This is a genomic window from Xenorhabdus bakwenae (genome assembly GCF_030272115.1).
In the GTDB taxonomy this organism is placed as follows: Bacteria; Pseudomonadota; Gammaproteobacteria; order Enterobacterales; family Enterobacteriaceae; genus Xenorhabdus; species Xenorhabdus bakwenae.
Genome location: NZ_CP119194.1, coordinates 665,624 through 680,791, shown reverse-complemented (window position 1 = coordinate 680,791; position 15,168 = coordinate 665,624). Strand labels below are relative to the sequence as shown.

Sequence of the window (15,168 nt, the reverse complement as noted above, 5' to 3'; positions counted from 1 at the left end):
GCAGTTAAGCGGCGTTGACCAGCTTGTTATTCACCGTAACCCACGCATCAGCATAGCCAGCTATTTTCTCAACAGATAGCGCTGCTGTTACCGCAGTGGCAGCTCTTGATAGACTCAATATCGCCTTTTCTGCTCCATTAACCGCCTGTCCTGTTTGGTTAAAACGTTGCTCCACCTGTCCCAAGCGCGAATCTAATTGCCGTTGTGCTGTCAGCAATTGCGCTACATCCATTGATACCTGATAAACAATGTTGCCTACTTGATGTTCTGCCATTTTCTAGCCCCTGAAAAAATCGCTAAAGCGACTCATTTTTGAACAATAAATTCTTGCCATAGTCCCGAAATGGGACTAGAGTAAAAGTTATGAAAATAATATCCGTTGCATCACTGAAAGCGTTCTGGGAAAAGTACCCGGATGCAGAGCAGCCACTAATAGCTTGGTTTGATGAGGCTAAAAAAGCCTCTTGGAAAACGCCTGCTGATATTAAGGCTCAATACCGCAACGCAAGCATTCTGAAAAATAATCGAGTGGTATTTAACATTAAGGGAAATGATTATCGATTAATCGTCTCCATCTTTTACCCCGCTGGATGGGTATACGTTAAATTTATCGGTACTCACAAACAGTACGATGCCATAGATGCTAATACCGTAGATATGGAGTAAAAATGAATATTAAACCTATCAGAACAGAACAGGATTATCAGGACGCACTGAAAGCCATTGCGCCACTATTCGATAACCAACCCGAAACTGGCACACCTGAGTTTGATTATATGGAAGTTATGGTATTACTGATTGAAGCCTATGAAGAAAAACATTACCCCATTGACCCGCCAGATCCGATTGAAGCTATTAAATTCAGAATGGAACAATCTGGCCTGACTGTAAAAGATTTAGAGCCAGCCATTGGTAAGTCTAATCGTGTCTATGAGGTTCTGAGCAGAAAGCGCAATCTAACACTGCCCATGATCCGCAATTTACATGGCATGTTCGGAATACCTGCCGATGTCCTGATAAAACAAACAAATAAAGCCCCGTAAGGGGCTATTTAACCTCAACTTTGTTTAAGCATCGCAATTTCATGGTCACGTAAACCTAAGCTCGGCTTTTTCGGCTGGAATGTATAAGCAATCAGTCCTGATACTATTTCCAGTAAAAAGCCGACTACGCTTCGGTGCCTTGAGTGCTCTATCTGAGAAATATTTTTCAATTGGTCATTCACCGTTTCTATCAAAAACCGTTTTCTTAACATGGCCTTGTCCCAAAACGATAAAAATTTGGCTTTCATATTACGGCGAACATTCGTGATCAGCGTAATTCCTTCCTCCTTCAGTTCATCGCATAACACTTGCGATAAATAGCCTTTGTCACCATAGAGATGCCCGGTTAAACCTTGTACTAATTCCTTTACCGGCTGACGATCGTCAACATTTCCCGGTGTTAATTTAACGGATAAAATCTCCCCACAGTCATCAATAATCAGATGGAGTTTAAAGCCATAGAACCAGCCTGTACGGGTTTTTCCTCGCTGGGCGACACCCGCGAAAACTTGATGGCGAGGAATACGCAGATTATGGCAAACCGCGATTTTAGTGGAATCGATAAAGGCAATGCCGTGTGATTTTTGTTTGCGTGAAGAAAGGAAAGCGCATAACGGAATAAGGGCTCTTTTCTTCAATGTAATTATTCGATTGTAGCTGACCAGACCCGGGAAATCTGCGTTGAGATATTGCTGCACATGCTCAGTATAAAACGCTTTAAAATGACGATAATGGCTCATGTGAAATAAAATGAGGATCGTCATTATCTCACTGAGAGACAGGGAAGTGGCACGATGACGCTTGAGCTGATTATTCTCAATGAGCTGTTGTTCCCAAAGGGGAATAAATTTTTGGCAAAAATCATCGACGCAACAAAAAAGTTCTTCTAAAGTAGTCATAGCCTGAGGATCCCCACGATTTTGTTTTCTAAGCAAAAACTTTGATCGTGCCTCAGGCGCTTAGTTCCTTTTTTTCTTTCCTTTCTTAAGCGAAGTTCAGGTTATTTATGGCTTTCAGAGAAAATCAGTTATCACAATGCCCTTCTTTTGCAAGACGAACACCTGCCTTAGATATTACCCTTTTTCCTTCTTCCTCTGTTGAGGCACTCAAACCAGCGCCACCAACGAAAACTCCCATTTTTATGTATTGTCTTATGAAATAATTTTTTCCAGATTCGGTGAAAATTACTAGGTCATTAGGAGAGAACTCTGATTCAGTTGATATTTTGTGGTTTTGGTCGCCTGATACTTGTGTGTAGAAAAACGTTTTATCTGCTGTTTCTCCAATACACTTCCCATCAACATAAATGTCTTTTTTTAGAGCCTTACCAACAAAGCTGTCGCGGTAGATATATAAGCCAGATTTGCTTTCCTCTGGGGCAGAAAAGCTTTTAGCTTTTACTGATTCTTGTTCAGTTGCAAGAGGTACACTGGCACAACCACTGAGAAACAAAGCGCCTAAAAGAGAAGCTGATAAAAGTAATTTTTTGGTATTCATCATAAAAAACAGAACCTTTTGTATAAAAGTAAAAAAATAACCTCGCAACTGAGGTTGCTTAGATAGAGTTTGAGTGATGGGTGTCCAGTTAAAATCTCTCTTTAAGCCACGGACGGTTTTAAAGCCCCGTCCGGGGCTGTCACTTATTGTTATTATCTGTTAATGCATTATTCCAATACTTTATTTTTCTGATAAATGATTCATGAACTTCACTGGGCAGAGTGCGCTTTATTGTGGAGATCTCATCTTCAAAGTCTTGGTACACGTTCGTCGAGTCTGGAGATTGAATAAAAAATGATTCAACTAATATTTTCACGCCATCATCATTTATCATGAAGCCATCTTTTTTTCTTATAAGAAGATCCTCTGTGTTAACAGCCTTTTTTGCGGCTTCCACAGCAGAGCTTATTTTGGTCAAATCAATGTTGTGAAGCCAGTATGCATACCTGTCTTGAAATTGTTTCTGAATTGCTTTTGGCAACCTTTTATTAAGGCTCTCTATTTCCGATTGATAATGAAGCTCTATTTCTTGAGTGTCCTTGTCTATGTTTGCTTTTATCAACGTTTCTGATAGCTCCTTAACCCTATCATCTATTAACTCTATCCCATCCTTCCTTCTTTTATAAAAAAACTCAGGAGGGACACTAGATGGCTTAAATTTCTTAAGGGTTATTTCTTCTATTTTTTCCTGAACATCACTACCGCAATGCTTGCATTTGAGCGCTTCCGCCTTAATCATTTCTGCACAGTAAGGGCATTTAACAAGACCTTCTTCCATTTGTTTTCGCTCTATGCCAGCATTATTTTTGCTTATCAGAAGTGAATGCACCAACGCAACAATGAACAACAAAAATCCATAAATCCACCATAGAATGAATGATCTGCCTTTGCTGTTTGCTATTAAGGCAGGAATTAAGCCAAGAATCACTGCTGTAAATAAAAAATACATTTTTCCCCTCGTCACAGTCAACTTTTTAACATTACCCAATACACGATGCTAAATGAGCAAAAGAAAGCCCCACTGGGGCTATTCTGTTTCATGCTTATCAGTCTGTTGGCATCCAGCTTTGGTGTGCAGTTCATGATGGGTTATTAATAAACACACTCGAGCTTAAAGCCCAGTAAAGCTGGGTTATATCAATGCATAAGAGATTGCTTATAGTGACTATTTTTTCATTTCAGTCATATTTTTATCATACTGACCTTGTATATAGTTAAATGCCTCTACTGTTTTACTACAATCCTTTGTGTGTTCATCATTACGAATGCAACTAGCATAGCTCAGTGAAATTATCCCTGAAATTGCAGTAATGTTTTCCAATTGCCATCGACAAAATTCAGGATCGGTATGTTGAGAACAGACATTATTTGTTGCTTCAATAATAAAATCTTTATCTATCTGTTCAGCCTGAACTACTATTGGTAATAGTAGCACCACCCATGCCAACCTTTTCATCACACTCCCCACGTTTAATCAGATACATAAATCTTAATCAAAGTATGGCGCGAAATGAAGCAAAACGCGAAAATACAAGCCACAATGTGATCTACACATAAGTAGATATTCTCATTTGGTTTATGGTTACATCTCAGCCCAAAGCAACCAGCCGGATTGGTGGCTGTTATTCGTTTAGCTCTTTAATCGTTCTGGCGGCGTACTCCTCAGCCTCTTTGAAGTACACCGATAGCGGCTTATCAGCATTGAATTCTGCGTGATAGATGATATGAGCATCAGGACTCAACCCCGTAATAAAGCACCCATCATCTTTGGGATTGCCTTTAAACACCTCCACAGGAATATTGATATTTTCCTGTTCAGGACTAGCCTCCTATGACATGGGCTTGTTGAAGCCAGTCGCGTTGACTTTTACCTTGTTTAAAATTAGCAAAAATGCCCAGTGTATGAGAAAGCAGTTTTCTGGCTATTCGATTACTCAAATGCCACAAATCCCGTGCCCAGCACTTCTCGATAGCAAATTGTCCAGCGAGTTGACCAATGACGGTTTCAATTAAGCGCCGTTTGGCATTAATGCGCTTTCTCGTTTCTCTGGGGACGGGGTCATGCATATTGGTACGCACCGGGGTTATCATTTCAATACCCGACTGCTTCATTTCCTGTTGAAATTCAACGCCTAAATAGCCTTTATCGCCGAGCAAACAGCCTTTTATTGGGCTAATCAAATCCCAAGCCGCTTCACGTTCACTCACATTGGCAGGCGTCAACGTGAACCCCGCCACGACGCCATTTTCATCTATCATGAGATGCCCTTGTATCTTAAAAGTAGGTTAAAATAAATACGATTAGATTTGGCACAGTGTACGCAGTCTGAGTTGCCCTGGGGTTTTAAGCCCGTTTTAAAGCTATTGACGCATACACTGAGCCACTCATCTGAAACCCGAACAGTTGTCCGTCATCCATAACGTATTTGCAAGGCAGGGTAATATGAGTCAGCCAAATCCACTTTGTGTGGGCATCGATGTTTCCAAAGCCTCATTAGATATCGCCGTGAGTACTGGCGTAGAGGCATTCACCGCCAGTAATGATCCTGATGGTTTTGATGCCATTGTGTCCGTACTGAAGCAACATCTCGTGTCCCTGATTCTGATGGAAGCCACCGGTGGACTGGAATCTGCTGTTGCCTGCTCGCTTCAGGCCGAAGGGTTTGATGTCGTTGTTATTAATCCCAGGCAAGCGCGAGATTTTGCCCGGGCCATGGGATATCTGGCAAAGACTGACCGCATTGACGCCAAGGTCCTGACTCAGATGGCAGAAGTGATAAACCGTCATCCCGAACGAGAACGGTTTATTCGGGCGCTGCCAGATGCGGAACGTCAGATTCTTTCTGCCATGGTGGTGCGCAGACGGCAGTTGATTACGATGCTGGTTGCTGAGCGTAATCGCCTACATCCTGCGCATCCTCAGAGCAGAAAGAGCATCAACACTGTCATTAAAGCACTGGAAGCTGAGCTGGCGCGGATCGATGAAGATATGAATAAACATATCCAGATTCATTTTAAGGAACTGGCTGACCGGCTCAGCGCCATCAAGGGCATTGGGGCAATGACAACAGCAGCCCTGCTGGCAGAAGTCCCTGAACTGGGCAAGCTCTCGCGTCGGGAAATCAGTGCACTTGTTGGCGTTGCTCCTGTTAACCGTGACTCGGGAACTATGCGGGGTCGACGAACCATCTTTGGCGGGCGCGCTGGGGTTCGGACAGCGTTGTATATGGCCACACTCGTGGCAACCCGTTTTAACCCGGTAATCAAGACGTTTTACAACCGCCTGCTGGCGGCGGGTAAGGCCAAAAAAGTGGCTCTTGTGGCTTGTATGCGCAAGCTGCTGACCATCTTGAATGCGATGATTAGAAAAAATGAAGAATGGAATAATTCGTATCATCAGATAACGCCATAAAATCGCGTTCAAGACAGTTGCTTTAAAGCCGTAGTAAGTTTCGTTTTTGGCGGCGCAGTACCCATAATCGGCTTGTTCTTTAAAGTTGGCACTGCCTTTCGCTCTTTTGAGTCCACAGATGGGTAACGGAAATCCGTCGATAATATGTACCGGCCTGTCGAACGCACCCAATAACCTCGCCAGCTTTTCTTGCAACTTTTGTTTAACAACCCAAAGATTCGCAACTTGTTTAGCAAAATTGGCGCGTGAACCCAGTCCCGGAAACCACTCGCGCCAGTGATCACGAAAATACGTCCAAATCCCTTTATCTGTTGAAAAACCTAAGAATTCACCCACCACTTCCATCGTGGTTGCTTCCGCATCGCTCAGCTGTGGTGGATATCCCCGGCTTCTGAATCGAGTGCTTTGTTGTAACGCCGCTAAATTATCGTCTACCCAACAAAACACCCAAATGATAAAATCTTGCTGTGACATAGCCTTTTGTTCCTTTATTTCTCTCAGTTTGGCGACTTAAAGTTATAAAGGACTGGCTATGTCATTTCAACTCACCATGAAAGTTGAGCATCGCGTTTATTTAATATTAAATATAATGTACTTATTTATATTCGATAAACTTCAAGTTGCAATCTGCAAACCGACGCGAGGCCTTATATTTCCCCGCTTCGCGGGGAAATATAACACGCATCTTGAAGTTGGATTGGTATAGTATATTCTGTTTAGGCTACGGGTTATCGCATTATTTTAGATATTCACCACGACGAAGGGCTTCAATACGCTTATCCAACGGCGGATGAGATAAGAACAACTCACTGAAGCTCTTAGCTTTGCCATTAATACAGAATGCCATCATTCTCCCCTCTTCCTGAGGTTCATAACTGGTCTTAAGACGTTGCAATGCAGCAATCATCTTTTCGCGGCCAACCAATTTCGCTGATCCTGCATCCGCATGGAATTCACGATAACGGGAGAACCACATGGTAATAATACTGGCTAAAATACCAAATACGATCTCCAATACCATGGAAATCACCATGTAGACGATTGGATTACCATTACTGCTGCTTTCACTTTCATCATCGCTGCTGGAAAGGAAACTCGCAGCAGCCTGTGCAATGATCCGTGAAATAAAGATAACGAATGTATTCACGATACCCTGCAACAATGTCATCGTCACCATATCACCATTAGCGATATGACTAATTTCATGTGCAATGACGGCTTCGGCTTCGTCACGGCTCATATTGTTCAGTAGCCCTGTACTAACAGCAACCAGAGAAGCATTACGGCGTGCCCCTGTAGCAAATGCGTTAATATCCAGGGCATCATAGATAGCCACTTGTGGCATCGTGATTCCAACCTGATCCGCCTGACGACGGACAGTTTCCATCAACCAGGCTTCAGTTTCATCGGACGGTTTTTCAATAACCTGACCACCAACAGAACGTAAAGCCATCCACTTCGACATTAACAAAGAAATGAATGCACCACCAAAACCAAACAAACCAGCCATAATCATGAGACCAGCAACACTGCTCCGCTGAACTCCTGTAAGTGAAAGTATTATTCCAAACACCACCATGACAGCAAGGTTTGTGAGAAGGAACAAGGCAATTCTCATCATATAAATTTGCTTCCTTTAATTATCAAACAGTTCAACTAAGCGTTAAGCCATAAGATGGGGATTAACCCCATATTATTCAAGTTTTTTAAGATGTTAAGCGATGTAAACAACATAACTTTACAATATGATAAAAAAAGGCCGGCTAACAAGCCGACCTTTTATCTATAACGAATTTTAAAACTATCTCGTTACAGCCATTTCAGCAGGCTGATGCGCCAAATCCAGGGCAATTTTTACAGATTCATCTAAGTAAGGATCAGGCCCTTTATAATCTTTTGGTAAATCCTCAAGCGATTTGAGCGGTTTTTTACCTGCCCGTTTAAAGCGTTCATTAAGATGATTCAATTTGTTTGTTTCGTATTCCTTGTTTTCTTTCTCTCTTTGAGCATAGTTCAAGGAGTAAACGCCCTTACGTTCTTTCATGACTTTATAGTAAGCAATATCCTGTCTGATATATTTAAACTCAGGATCATTAGCAATCCGTTGATTATGCAGCTTAGTCAATAGCGGGGTTAACTCTGAAATCACTTTCAAGGAAGTATAATGCGCAGGCTGAATGCTGTCCCAAGGTAACGCATTATCCTCTTGACTTTCCCCTATTTCAGACGGTTCTTCTCCTGTCGGCATAATGATATCAGGCGTTACCCCTTTAAGCTGGGTGCTCCCCCCGTTTATCCGGTAGAATTTCTGGATAGTGTATTGCACAGAGCCAATTTCAGGCCACTCAGGCCGTAACATTTGATCATAAATACGATTCAAAGGGCGATATTGCTGAACGGTACCTTTACCGAAAGAAGGATCTCCCACAATTAATCCACGGCCATAATCCTGCATCGCAGCTGCAAAAATTTCAGATGCAGAAGCACTTCTGTTGTCAATCAGAACGACCAGAGACCCTTTATAATATCTTGCCTCATCTGTATCTGCCTCCACTTTGACTCTACCGGTATTGTCCCGGATCTGGACAACGGGCCCCGTGGGAATAAATAAGCCAGATAACGATACAGCTTCTGTGAGCGCTCCACCACCATTGCCGCGCAAATCAATAACAACCGAAGCAACCCCCTGTTTAGTGAGCTTTTGCAACTGCACTTTTACATCGTTAGTCAAGCCGACATAGAAACTGGGTATATCCAGAACACCCACCTTCTCTTTCCCTACCGTTTTCACCGACATCTTGACAGCATTATCTTCAAGGCGGATATTCTCGCGGGTTAAGGTAACAATGTGGTTTTTTGCCCCTTTTGTACTCGGCGTGATTTCAAGGCGGACTTTACTCCCCTTCGGCCCTTTAATAAGCGCAACAACATCTTCCAAACGCCATCCAACAACATCGACAATTGGCTTGCCTACTTGCCCAACACCAATGATTTTATCTCCAACTTTCAATAAATTGCTTTTGGCAGCCGGGCCGCCCGCAAGTAATGAACGAATGGTAATATACTCATCATCATATTGTAAAACAGCACCGATGCCCTCAAGAGATAAGCTCATCTCTGAATTAAACTGTTCTGTATCACGAGGAGAGAGATAACTGGTATGCGGATCTATTTCACGGGCAAAAGCCATCATAATGCTTTGAAAAACATCCTCACTCTTGGTTTGTGTAAGGCGTTTTAATAACGTCCGATAGCGCTTAGTCAGGGTTTCTTTAATTTCTTTATCATCTTTTTTTGCCGGATAACTTAAGGTTTATCCAATCAAATTTGATTTTGGCATCCCAAAGCCTGTCCAACTCTTCAACACTCTTTGGCCATGGTGCTTTGATACGGTCGGTTTCAATGGTGTCATGACCATTTAAGTCAACAGGTCGTTCTAAACGGGAGAGCACATATTGATAACGTTCAAAGCGGCGTTTCTGCATCAGATTAAATAGATCATAAGGAAGCTTTAGATCGCCATTTTCAAGCTCTTTTCCTAATCCTCCCTTTTGAGACGCGAAGGGGGCAATATCAGATGCCAAAAAAACATTGTGTCCATAATCCAGTTGATTCAGGTAACGATCAAAAATTTTTCCTGAAAAATCTGCATCCAGATAAAACTGGCGATAATGAGAACGGAGAAAGCGGGAAACAATCCGCTTACTTACTGTGGGGTGCTGTGGTTCCGGTTTTAAATCTGGCAGTTGGCTCAGGCTGATAACAGCCGTATTGTGACCATTAATGACATTGGCGTTAGTCGCGTGGCTACCACCCGCGACATTGTCATTAATCGTATCTGCATAACCTATACTAGAAAATGGTAGACCTAAAACGAAAGCCAATGTAATGAGTTTGTTCATGCCCAAGTTGGCCTCCGTATCAGAACTTTAAGTGTTCTGCGCGTACAATCATTGCCAAACCAGTAGGTAACTGCACTCTGACACCATCTTTTGCAATTTCAAGCACAGATGCATCCATTAAGCTTTTTCCTACGTTTACTTTAATAGTCTGGCCGACTTTCAAAGCGGATACGTCAGTGACTGAGTTTAACTCAGATTGTGCCATTTTTTTTATGGTTTTATCTGCTGGTTTACGCGATTGTGGCGGGTGGTTTTGCGAACGCACCGGACGTTTTTCACCATCACCTGATCTCTTTTGATGACGAGGAGCCGGCTTTTTATTCACAGGGCGTTCATTTTTCTTGTCAGATACGTTTTCAGTTTCACGTTTCTTGGCACGCTGTTCAGATCGTTGAGCCTGTACCCGTGCTTTCGCTTCTGCCAGTTGCTGACGCGCATGTTCAATATGTTCAATTTCCAGCGCCCCACACATGTTTCCGTCAAGGTCAACACGCTGGGCTCCTTCTTTTACACCATAGAGATAACGCCAACTGGAGGTATACAAGCGCAAAGCAGAACGGAGCTGTGTTTTACTCAAACACTCCTCGTCCTGAATACGTTCAACGATGTCCTGGAAGATCCCAATCTTCAAAGGACGTGCTTCACCTTCTGCTACAAAGCAAAGCGGGAAGCGCTCAGCCAAGAAAGCAATGACTTCTTTACTACTGTTCAACTTAGGTTGATTTTCCATGAAATTTCCTGATTACAACGGTTTTGCCAACCAGCGCAGGCATGAACAGGCGACATTATAATAGCGTTGCTGATAAATGCCACGTTATACGTATGTTAAGTTACGTTCTGTTGTAGATATTTTGACATAACACATTGTTCCAAATGGTTACAAAGCCTGATAACCAGCGCTTTCAAGCCATTTTCATCATTCTCGTCAAACCGATCAAAAACCGTGCTATCAATATCCAAAATGCCAATAATTTGTCCATTGATTTCTAAAGGAAGTACAATTTCAGCATTACTGGTGGCATCGCAGGCTATATGACCAGGGAAAGCATGTACATCAGAAATACGCTGTATACGCTTATTTGCAACAGCCGTTCCGCATACACCTTTTCCTACAGGAATACGAACGCAAGCGATCTTACCCTGAAATGGCCCTAAAACCAGAGTATCATCATCAACTAAATAAAAACCAACCCAATTAACATTATCCAAACGTTCGTATAACAATGCGCTTGTGTTAGCAAGAGAAGCAATAAGATCGTACTCCCCTGATAGCAGTGCCATCAGACTATCTGCTAGCTCTTGATAAAATTCATTCTTATTCATAAACTCCTACGCAATAGACAATTTTTAACAAAATAGAAATAATGATTTCACATAAAATTTTTACCATATTTAACAGACTATTTCTAAGCATAATCTGCCACTATGATTTAAATTTTCGTTCAGAATACTGCCTCTCTTCCTGAATTTAAATTTTCTTTAATTATTTTTACCCATATTCACTTATAAAATCTAGGGAGATATCACAGCTTATTTAAAAACTAGCGTGTTTTGTTATAGCAAAATCATACTAATATGTCATAATATCCAAATCCAAAATGACAAGGCATAAAGTGAAATGGGTTACAGTCTAGATTTTCGAAAAAGAGTACTGGCATACAAAGATAAGCATTCGTTGACTTTCGAACAAACGAGTGCCCATTTTGAGATTTCTATTCGTACCCTGTTCCGGTGGAGTCATAAAATAGAACCTTGCATGACGCGTGATAAGCCTCCCATGAAAATTCCTGATGAGGTGCTCATCGCGGATGTCCAAAATTTTCCTGATGACTATCAATGGGAAAGAGCAAAGCGCTTAGGGGTCTCACAATCGGCGATTCATTACGCGTTGAAACGGCTTCGCCTCACTCATAAAAAAAACCTTAAAACATCCTCGCGCTGATCCTCAGCTTCGTCAGGCGTTTGTCGAGCGCATCAGCGGCTATAAACAGGAAGGCAAACCGATTGTGTATTTGGATGAAAGTGGTTTCGCGCAGTCAATGCCACGGATATACGGGTATTCAGAGAAAGGGCAGCGTTGTTTTGGTACACAGGATTGGCACGCGAAAGGCCGTATTAACGTGATTGGAGCCATTCTCGAAAATACGTTCATCACCTTAAGCTTATTTACTGGCAACATTAACGCCGATGTCTTTCATGCGTGGGTGACGCAGGATTTATTGCCCAAACTCCCACACGGTGCCGTGATAGTCATGGATAATGCGCGTTTTCATAAACGACTTGATACGATACAAGCGATAGCAGAGAGTCAATATCAATTAGAGTGGCTGCCCGCTTATAGTCCGGACTTGAATCCCATAGAACACAAATGGGGTGGGGCAAAAGCGATAAGAAGACAAAAAAGATGTTCAGTTGATGAGGTGTTCACCGAGCACATCGAGTGTGTCAGGTTATGTTGATTCTGCTATATGTAAGCACAAGCAAAAAAAGGCCGAGTTCACTCCTCAACTCGACCCAGGGAAAAATAGCTCTATCAAAGAGCCTTGCGCTAAAAGTTGCCATTGAGACGTAGAACAACTTACGATTTAAAGCGTAGTTTACATACAATGATTTACCAAATTTCAACCATTATCGGTTGGATGGAGGGTCACATAAAGCCAATGCCGCTTTCTGGAATGGCACAACACTCATTTTTTGATTGGGATGTTCGGGGTCATTTAATAGGATTGTCTCTAATGATGATGCAATCACTTTATTGGCTTGCATAAGTTGTGTTGCTCGATCATTCAACGGATACTGCATCAATGTGCCGGGATTTATCACAAACAACGCGCCATCTCCTCGACAATCAAGCATAACCTCTTCGCGAGTAAATGCCCACTGTTTGCCAAACTGTAGCTTGCTAATGGTTTTTATTGGTGCAGCCACTCCCTGAAAAGAGAGAAGCAAAAGAGGCAAAGCCCAAAATAGTCGTTTCATTATCTTTCCCCTGATAGATACATGCCGTGATTTTATCGCTAATTTTCCTGTTGATATAGCCAGATTTACACCAATCATTTAAGAATCACGCAGGCGGTTGCGTTGCAAAAATCGCTACGCATAACAATGCGGTTGTACCCAGAATAATTTCCAGCCAACTATTGATTATCAATTGCTGATAGCTCCTTTTCTGCTTTAACTTGGGAACTAAAATATAGCGGTTAATCAAAGCCAAAAGTACCATTCCAATAACCAGCACTATTTTTAACCATAACATGGATTGGTATTCAGACAGAACTCGACTGAAGACAGGCCAGTCTGGAATGAGGATCACACTACTCACAATTCCTGTCACAATCACCAGAAACACGGCAACATGCCCATAAAGAGAGAATTTCCTCATGGCTGTTACGCTCTCTGCATACAGGATAGTCACATTGGGAGATAAGCTTGTTTCTGCTGGCTGCCGTAATCGCAAGCATTGCAGACACACTAAGAATGGCCACAATCCACCAAACCAGTAACCTGCACTGAGTAAATGGATAACCTGATTGGCTTGAAATAATAGCCCGATGCTTCCTTCATACATCGCTGCATGCCCAATGAAAGCATGGCTGGAAAGTAAAATAATCGAGCAACCTAACAACAGGAAATTTCTGACTTTAATATCGGAAAGGAACAATCCACCAGCAGCAAGTACAGCTATCAATAACTGCCATCGCCATACTTGCCCAAAAGAGGTTCCCAAGACAGCCAGCCAGATATCCGGAGCATAAACATCGTGCCAGCCATCCCCCATTAATCCAGCCTGTACAATAAACCAGATGATTGAGGTTAGCAAAGCCAGCACGGTGCTGATTAAAACTCCAACGTTTAACCATTCTCTCATTAGGATCGAGAAATGCCCAGAAACAAGCATTACGGTGAATAAGCTAAGGCCGAACATCAACATGACGACCACAAAATGAGAGAAACGGCAGAATATGTATAGCACCTCTAGAGAGATCATTATCTTACGGTAAAGCTATAAACGCCTTTTGTTTTATGACCATCGACAGAGAGTACACTCCAGTCAACACTGTATTTTCCCGCCGTAAGTTTGCCTTCAACCGGCAGGATTAACTTGGTTTTGGTTTCAGGATCGAGTTCCAGTTTACCTGTTTTAACTACGTTTTTTTCTGGGCCAATCAATTTTACCTTACTGAATCCAAGTTCAATACGTTCTGAGAAGTTCAAGGTGATAATTTGTGGGATAGCTTCAACCGTTGTATTTTCTGCGGGAGTCTGATCTTTCAAATGTGCATGGGCCAAAGCCTGCTGACAAGACATACCGACAAACAGAACCACAAGAGTCGATAATTTGGTCCAGAATGAACGGATGTTAAGAATAAACATATAGATAACCCTTTAATATGTTGATGAATTTTTTATGCCTGAAGGGAGATTCTATATCAAAAAATCTGTTTAATCTGCGGTAAATGACGGGGAATGTCCTGACCTGTGAGACACTACGCAAAAATGGGAATAAAAGAGGGTGGGCCGTAACCCCGGTTTCACAATGCATGAAAAAATACGTAAAGAAACGGGAGTTACGGTGGAAAAACAGATCAAGTTGAAAGACGAAGGCGATATCAGGCGTGTGCCGGTGCCATAGACAATCCCTTAAGATCTTTATCTAGTAAGAACAAGGCATTTCCCGTTTCACCCACCATATCCAGTTTGTCCAGAATAGATTTGAACAGTTTTTCTTCTTCGTGTTGTTCAGCCACATACCACTGCAAGAAATTAAAAGTGGAATAGTCTTGTGTCGTCATCGCTACATGGGCAAGTTTATTGATCTCTTCTGTGATCAATTTTTCATGCTCATAAGTCTGATTGAATACATCGGAGATAGATTTAAATTCAACAGGCGGGGCCTGAATAGCGCCTAAAACAGGCATTGAACCCGTATCACCCAAATAATCAAACAAGCGTTGCATATGTTGCATTTCTTCCTGTGAATGCGTCTTTAAAAACGCTGCTGCGCCTTCATATCCCTTATCGCTGCACCATGCACTCATTTGCAGGTATAAATTCGCAGAATAAAATTCCAGATTTAATTGCTCATTTAATTTTTTGATCATTTCTTTTTTTTAACATCGGACAACCCTCCTAATAACTCATTAAACCTGGCGTATTATGCCAATTAAAATCACATAATACAAAAACAAAATAAAAATACATAATAATATGATAAATAAAGATTTATTTATAAAAACCAACAAGAATAAATCTCATTAAATATGAGAAAATAAGAATCAATTTTATTTAATTAAATTTTTATTCAGAAAAACAT

17 protein-coding genes and 3 pseudogenes are annotated in these 15,168 nt (G+C 41.8%); 5 read left to right on the top strand and 15 right to left on the bottom strand.

All coding sequences use genetic code 11. The annotated features are described in order from the left end of the window. Nucleotides 1-4: 4 nt before the first annotated feature. Nucleotides 5-274, bottom strand: coding sequence for a hypothetical protein (locus tag PXH59_RS04050; RefSeq protein ID WP_285810458.1), 270 nt, complete (start codon nt 272-274; stop codon nt 5-7). An 89-nt stretch (nt 275-363) separates the two neighbouring features. Between PXH59_RS04050 and PXH59_RS04045 the strand changes: the two genes are divergently transcribed. Next, nucleotides 364-666 carry a type II toxin-antitoxin system HigB family toxin gene (locus PXH59_RS04045; protein WP_285810457.1) on the top strand — a complete coding sequence of 101 codons (303 nt, stop codon included), beginning with the start codon at nt 364-366 and terminating at the stop codon, nt 664-666. 2 nt (nt 667-668) lie between these two features. Further along, nucleotides 669-1,043 carry a helix-turn-helix domain-containing protein gene (locus tag PXH59_RS04040; RefSeq protein ID WP_285810456.1) on the top strand — a complete coding sequence of 125 codons (375 nt, stop codon included), beginning with the start codon at nt 669-671 and terminating at the stop codon, nt 1,041-1,043. A 14-nt stretch (nt 1,044-1,057) separates the two neighbouring features. Here PXH59_RS04040 and PXH59_RS04035 read toward each other — a convergent pair whose 3' ends face one another. The 5 genes and pseudogenes from PXH59_RS04035 to PXH59_RS04015 all read right to left on the bottom strand — a co-directional run. After that, complete coding sequence (locus PXH59_RS04035; protein WP_285808690.1) at nt 1,058-1,942, bottom strand: IS982 family transposase; 885 nt, start codon at nt 1,940-1,942, stop codon at nt 1,058-1,060. Nucleotides 1,943-2,066: 124 nt separating this feature from the next. Continuing rightward, nucleotides 2,067-2,543 carry a DUF2846 domain-containing protein gene (locus tag PXH59_RS04030; RefSeq protein WP_285810455.1) on the bottom strand — a complete coding sequence of 159 codons (477 nt, stop codon included), beginning with the start codon at nt 2,541-2,543 and terminating at the stop codon, nt 2,067-2,069. A 136-nt stretch (nt 2,544-2,679) separates the two neighbouring features. Continuing rightward, a complete protein-coding gene (locus tag PXH59_RS04025) occupies nt 2,680-3,489 on the bottom strand; it encodes a zinc ribbon domain-containing protein (protein WP_285810454.1) in 810 nt (269 codons plus the stop codon). A gap of 216 nt (nt 3,490-3,705) precedes the next feature. Continuing rightward, nucleotides 3,706-3,996 (bottom strand): hypothetical protein, encoded by a 291-nt coding sequence (locus PXH59_RS04020; protein ID WP_285810453.1) that lies wholly within the window; start codon nt 3,994-3,996, stop codon nt 3,706-3,708. Nucleotides 3,997-4,361: 365 nt separating this feature from the next. Next, nucleotides 4,362-4,879 (bottom strand): annotated as a pseudogene (locus tag PXH59_RS04015) (transposase); the annotation flags it as partial. 104 nt (nt 4,880-4,983) lie between these two features. On the opposite strand from PXH59_RS04015, the gene PXH59_RS04010 reads away from it, so the two are divergent. Then, on the top strand, nt 4,984-5,952 hold the full coding sequence (locus PXH59_RS04010; protein WP_285808913.1) for an IS110 family RNA-guided transposase: 969 nt from the start codon (nt 4,984-4,986) through the stop codon (nt 5,950-5,952). Nucleotides 5,953-5,961: 9 nt separating this feature from the next. Here the strand turns inward: PXH59_RS04010 and PXH59_RS20175 are convergent. The 5 genes and pseudogenes from PXH59_RS20175 to PXH59_RS03990 form a co-directional block, all read right to left on the bottom strand. Then, nucleotides 5,962-6,426 (bottom strand): annotated as a pseudogene (locus PXH59_RS20175) (transposase family protein); the annotation flags it as partial. 262 nt (nt 6,427-6,688) lie between these two features. Beyond that, nucleotides 6,689-7,573 carry a protease HtpX gene (gene htpX / locus PXH59_RS04005; RefSeq protein WP_047767911.1) on the bottom strand — a complete coding sequence of 295 codons (885 nt, stop codon included), beginning with the start codon at nt 7,571-7,573 and terminating at the stop codon, nt 6,689-6,691. Between the two features lie 180 nt (nt 7,574-7,753). After that, nucleotides 7,754-9,854: pseudogene (gene prc / locus PXH59_RS04000) on the bottom strand (carboxy terminal-processing peptidase). Nucleotides 9,855-9,873: 19 nt separating this feature from the next. Continuing rightward, nucleotides 9,874-10,584, bottom strand: a complete 711-nt coding sequence (proQ, locus tag PXH59_RS03995; protein ID WP_285810451.1) for an RNA chaperone ProQ — start codon at nt 10,582-10,584, stop codon at nt 9,874-9,876. A 95-nt stretch (nt 10,585-10,679) separates the two neighbouring features. Then, nucleotides 10,680-11,177, bottom strand: a complete 498-nt coding sequence (locus PXH59_RS03990) for a GAF domain-containing protein (RefSeq protein WP_285810450.1) — start codon at nt 11,175-11,177, stop codon at nt 10,680-10,682. Nucleotides 11,178-11,472: 295 nt separating this feature from the next. Here PXH59_RS03990 and PXH59_RS03985 point away from each other — a divergent pair, with 295 nt between their 5' ends. After that, a complete protein-coding gene (locus PXH59_RS03985) occupies nt 11,473-11,796 on the top strand; it encodes an IS630 transposase-related protein (protein ID WP_285808283.1) in 324 nt (107 codons plus the stop codon). Continuing rightward, nucleotides 11,765-12,313 carry an IS630 family transposase gene (locus PXH59_RS03980; protein WP_285811610.1) on the top strand — a complete coding sequence of 183 codons (549 nt, stop codon included), beginning with the start codon at nt 11,765-11,767 and terminating at the stop codon, nt 12,311-12,313. The genes PXH59_RS03985 and PXH59_RS03980 overlap by 32 nt, the downstream gene beginning before the upstream one ends. Before the next feature lie 169 nt (nt 12,314-12,482). Here PXH59_RS03980 and PXH59_RS03975 read toward each other — a convergent pair whose 3' ends face one another. From PXH59_RS03975 to ftnA, 4 genes are all read right to left on the bottom strand, one after another. Continuing rightward, the gene (locus PXH59_RS03975) at nt 12,483-12,833 is read right to left on the bottom strand and encodes a YebY family protein (RefSeq protein ID WP_047767919.1); all 351 of its coding nucleotides are present in this window, start codon (nt 12,831-12,833) and stop codon (nt 12,483-12,485) included. An 85-nt stretch (nt 12,834-12,918) separates the two neighbouring features. Continuing rightward, nucleotides 12,919-13,842: a copper homeostasis membrane protein CopD gene (copD, locus tag PXH59_RS03970; protein ID WP_285810449.1), complete on the bottom strand. Its 924-nt coding sequence runs from the start codon at nt 13,840-13,842 to the stop codon at nt 12,919-12,921. Continuing rightward, nucleotides 13,842-14,228: a copper homeostasis periplasmic binding protein CopC gene (gene copC, locus PXH59_RS03965; protein WP_285810448.1), complete on the bottom strand. Its 387-nt coding sequence runs from the start codon at nt 14,226-14,228 to the stop codon at nt 13,842-13,844. The genes copD and copC overlap by 1 nt, the downstream gene beginning before the upstream one ends. Nucleotides 14,229-14,464: 236 nt before the next feature. Next, nucleotides 14,465-14,956 (bottom strand): non-heme ferritin, encoded by a 492-nt coding sequence (ftnA, locus tag PXH59_RS03960; protein ID WP_285810447.1) that lies wholly within the window; start codon nt 14,954-14,956, stop codon nt 14,465-14,467. Between the last annotated feature and the right edge of the window lie 212 nt (nt 14,957-15,168).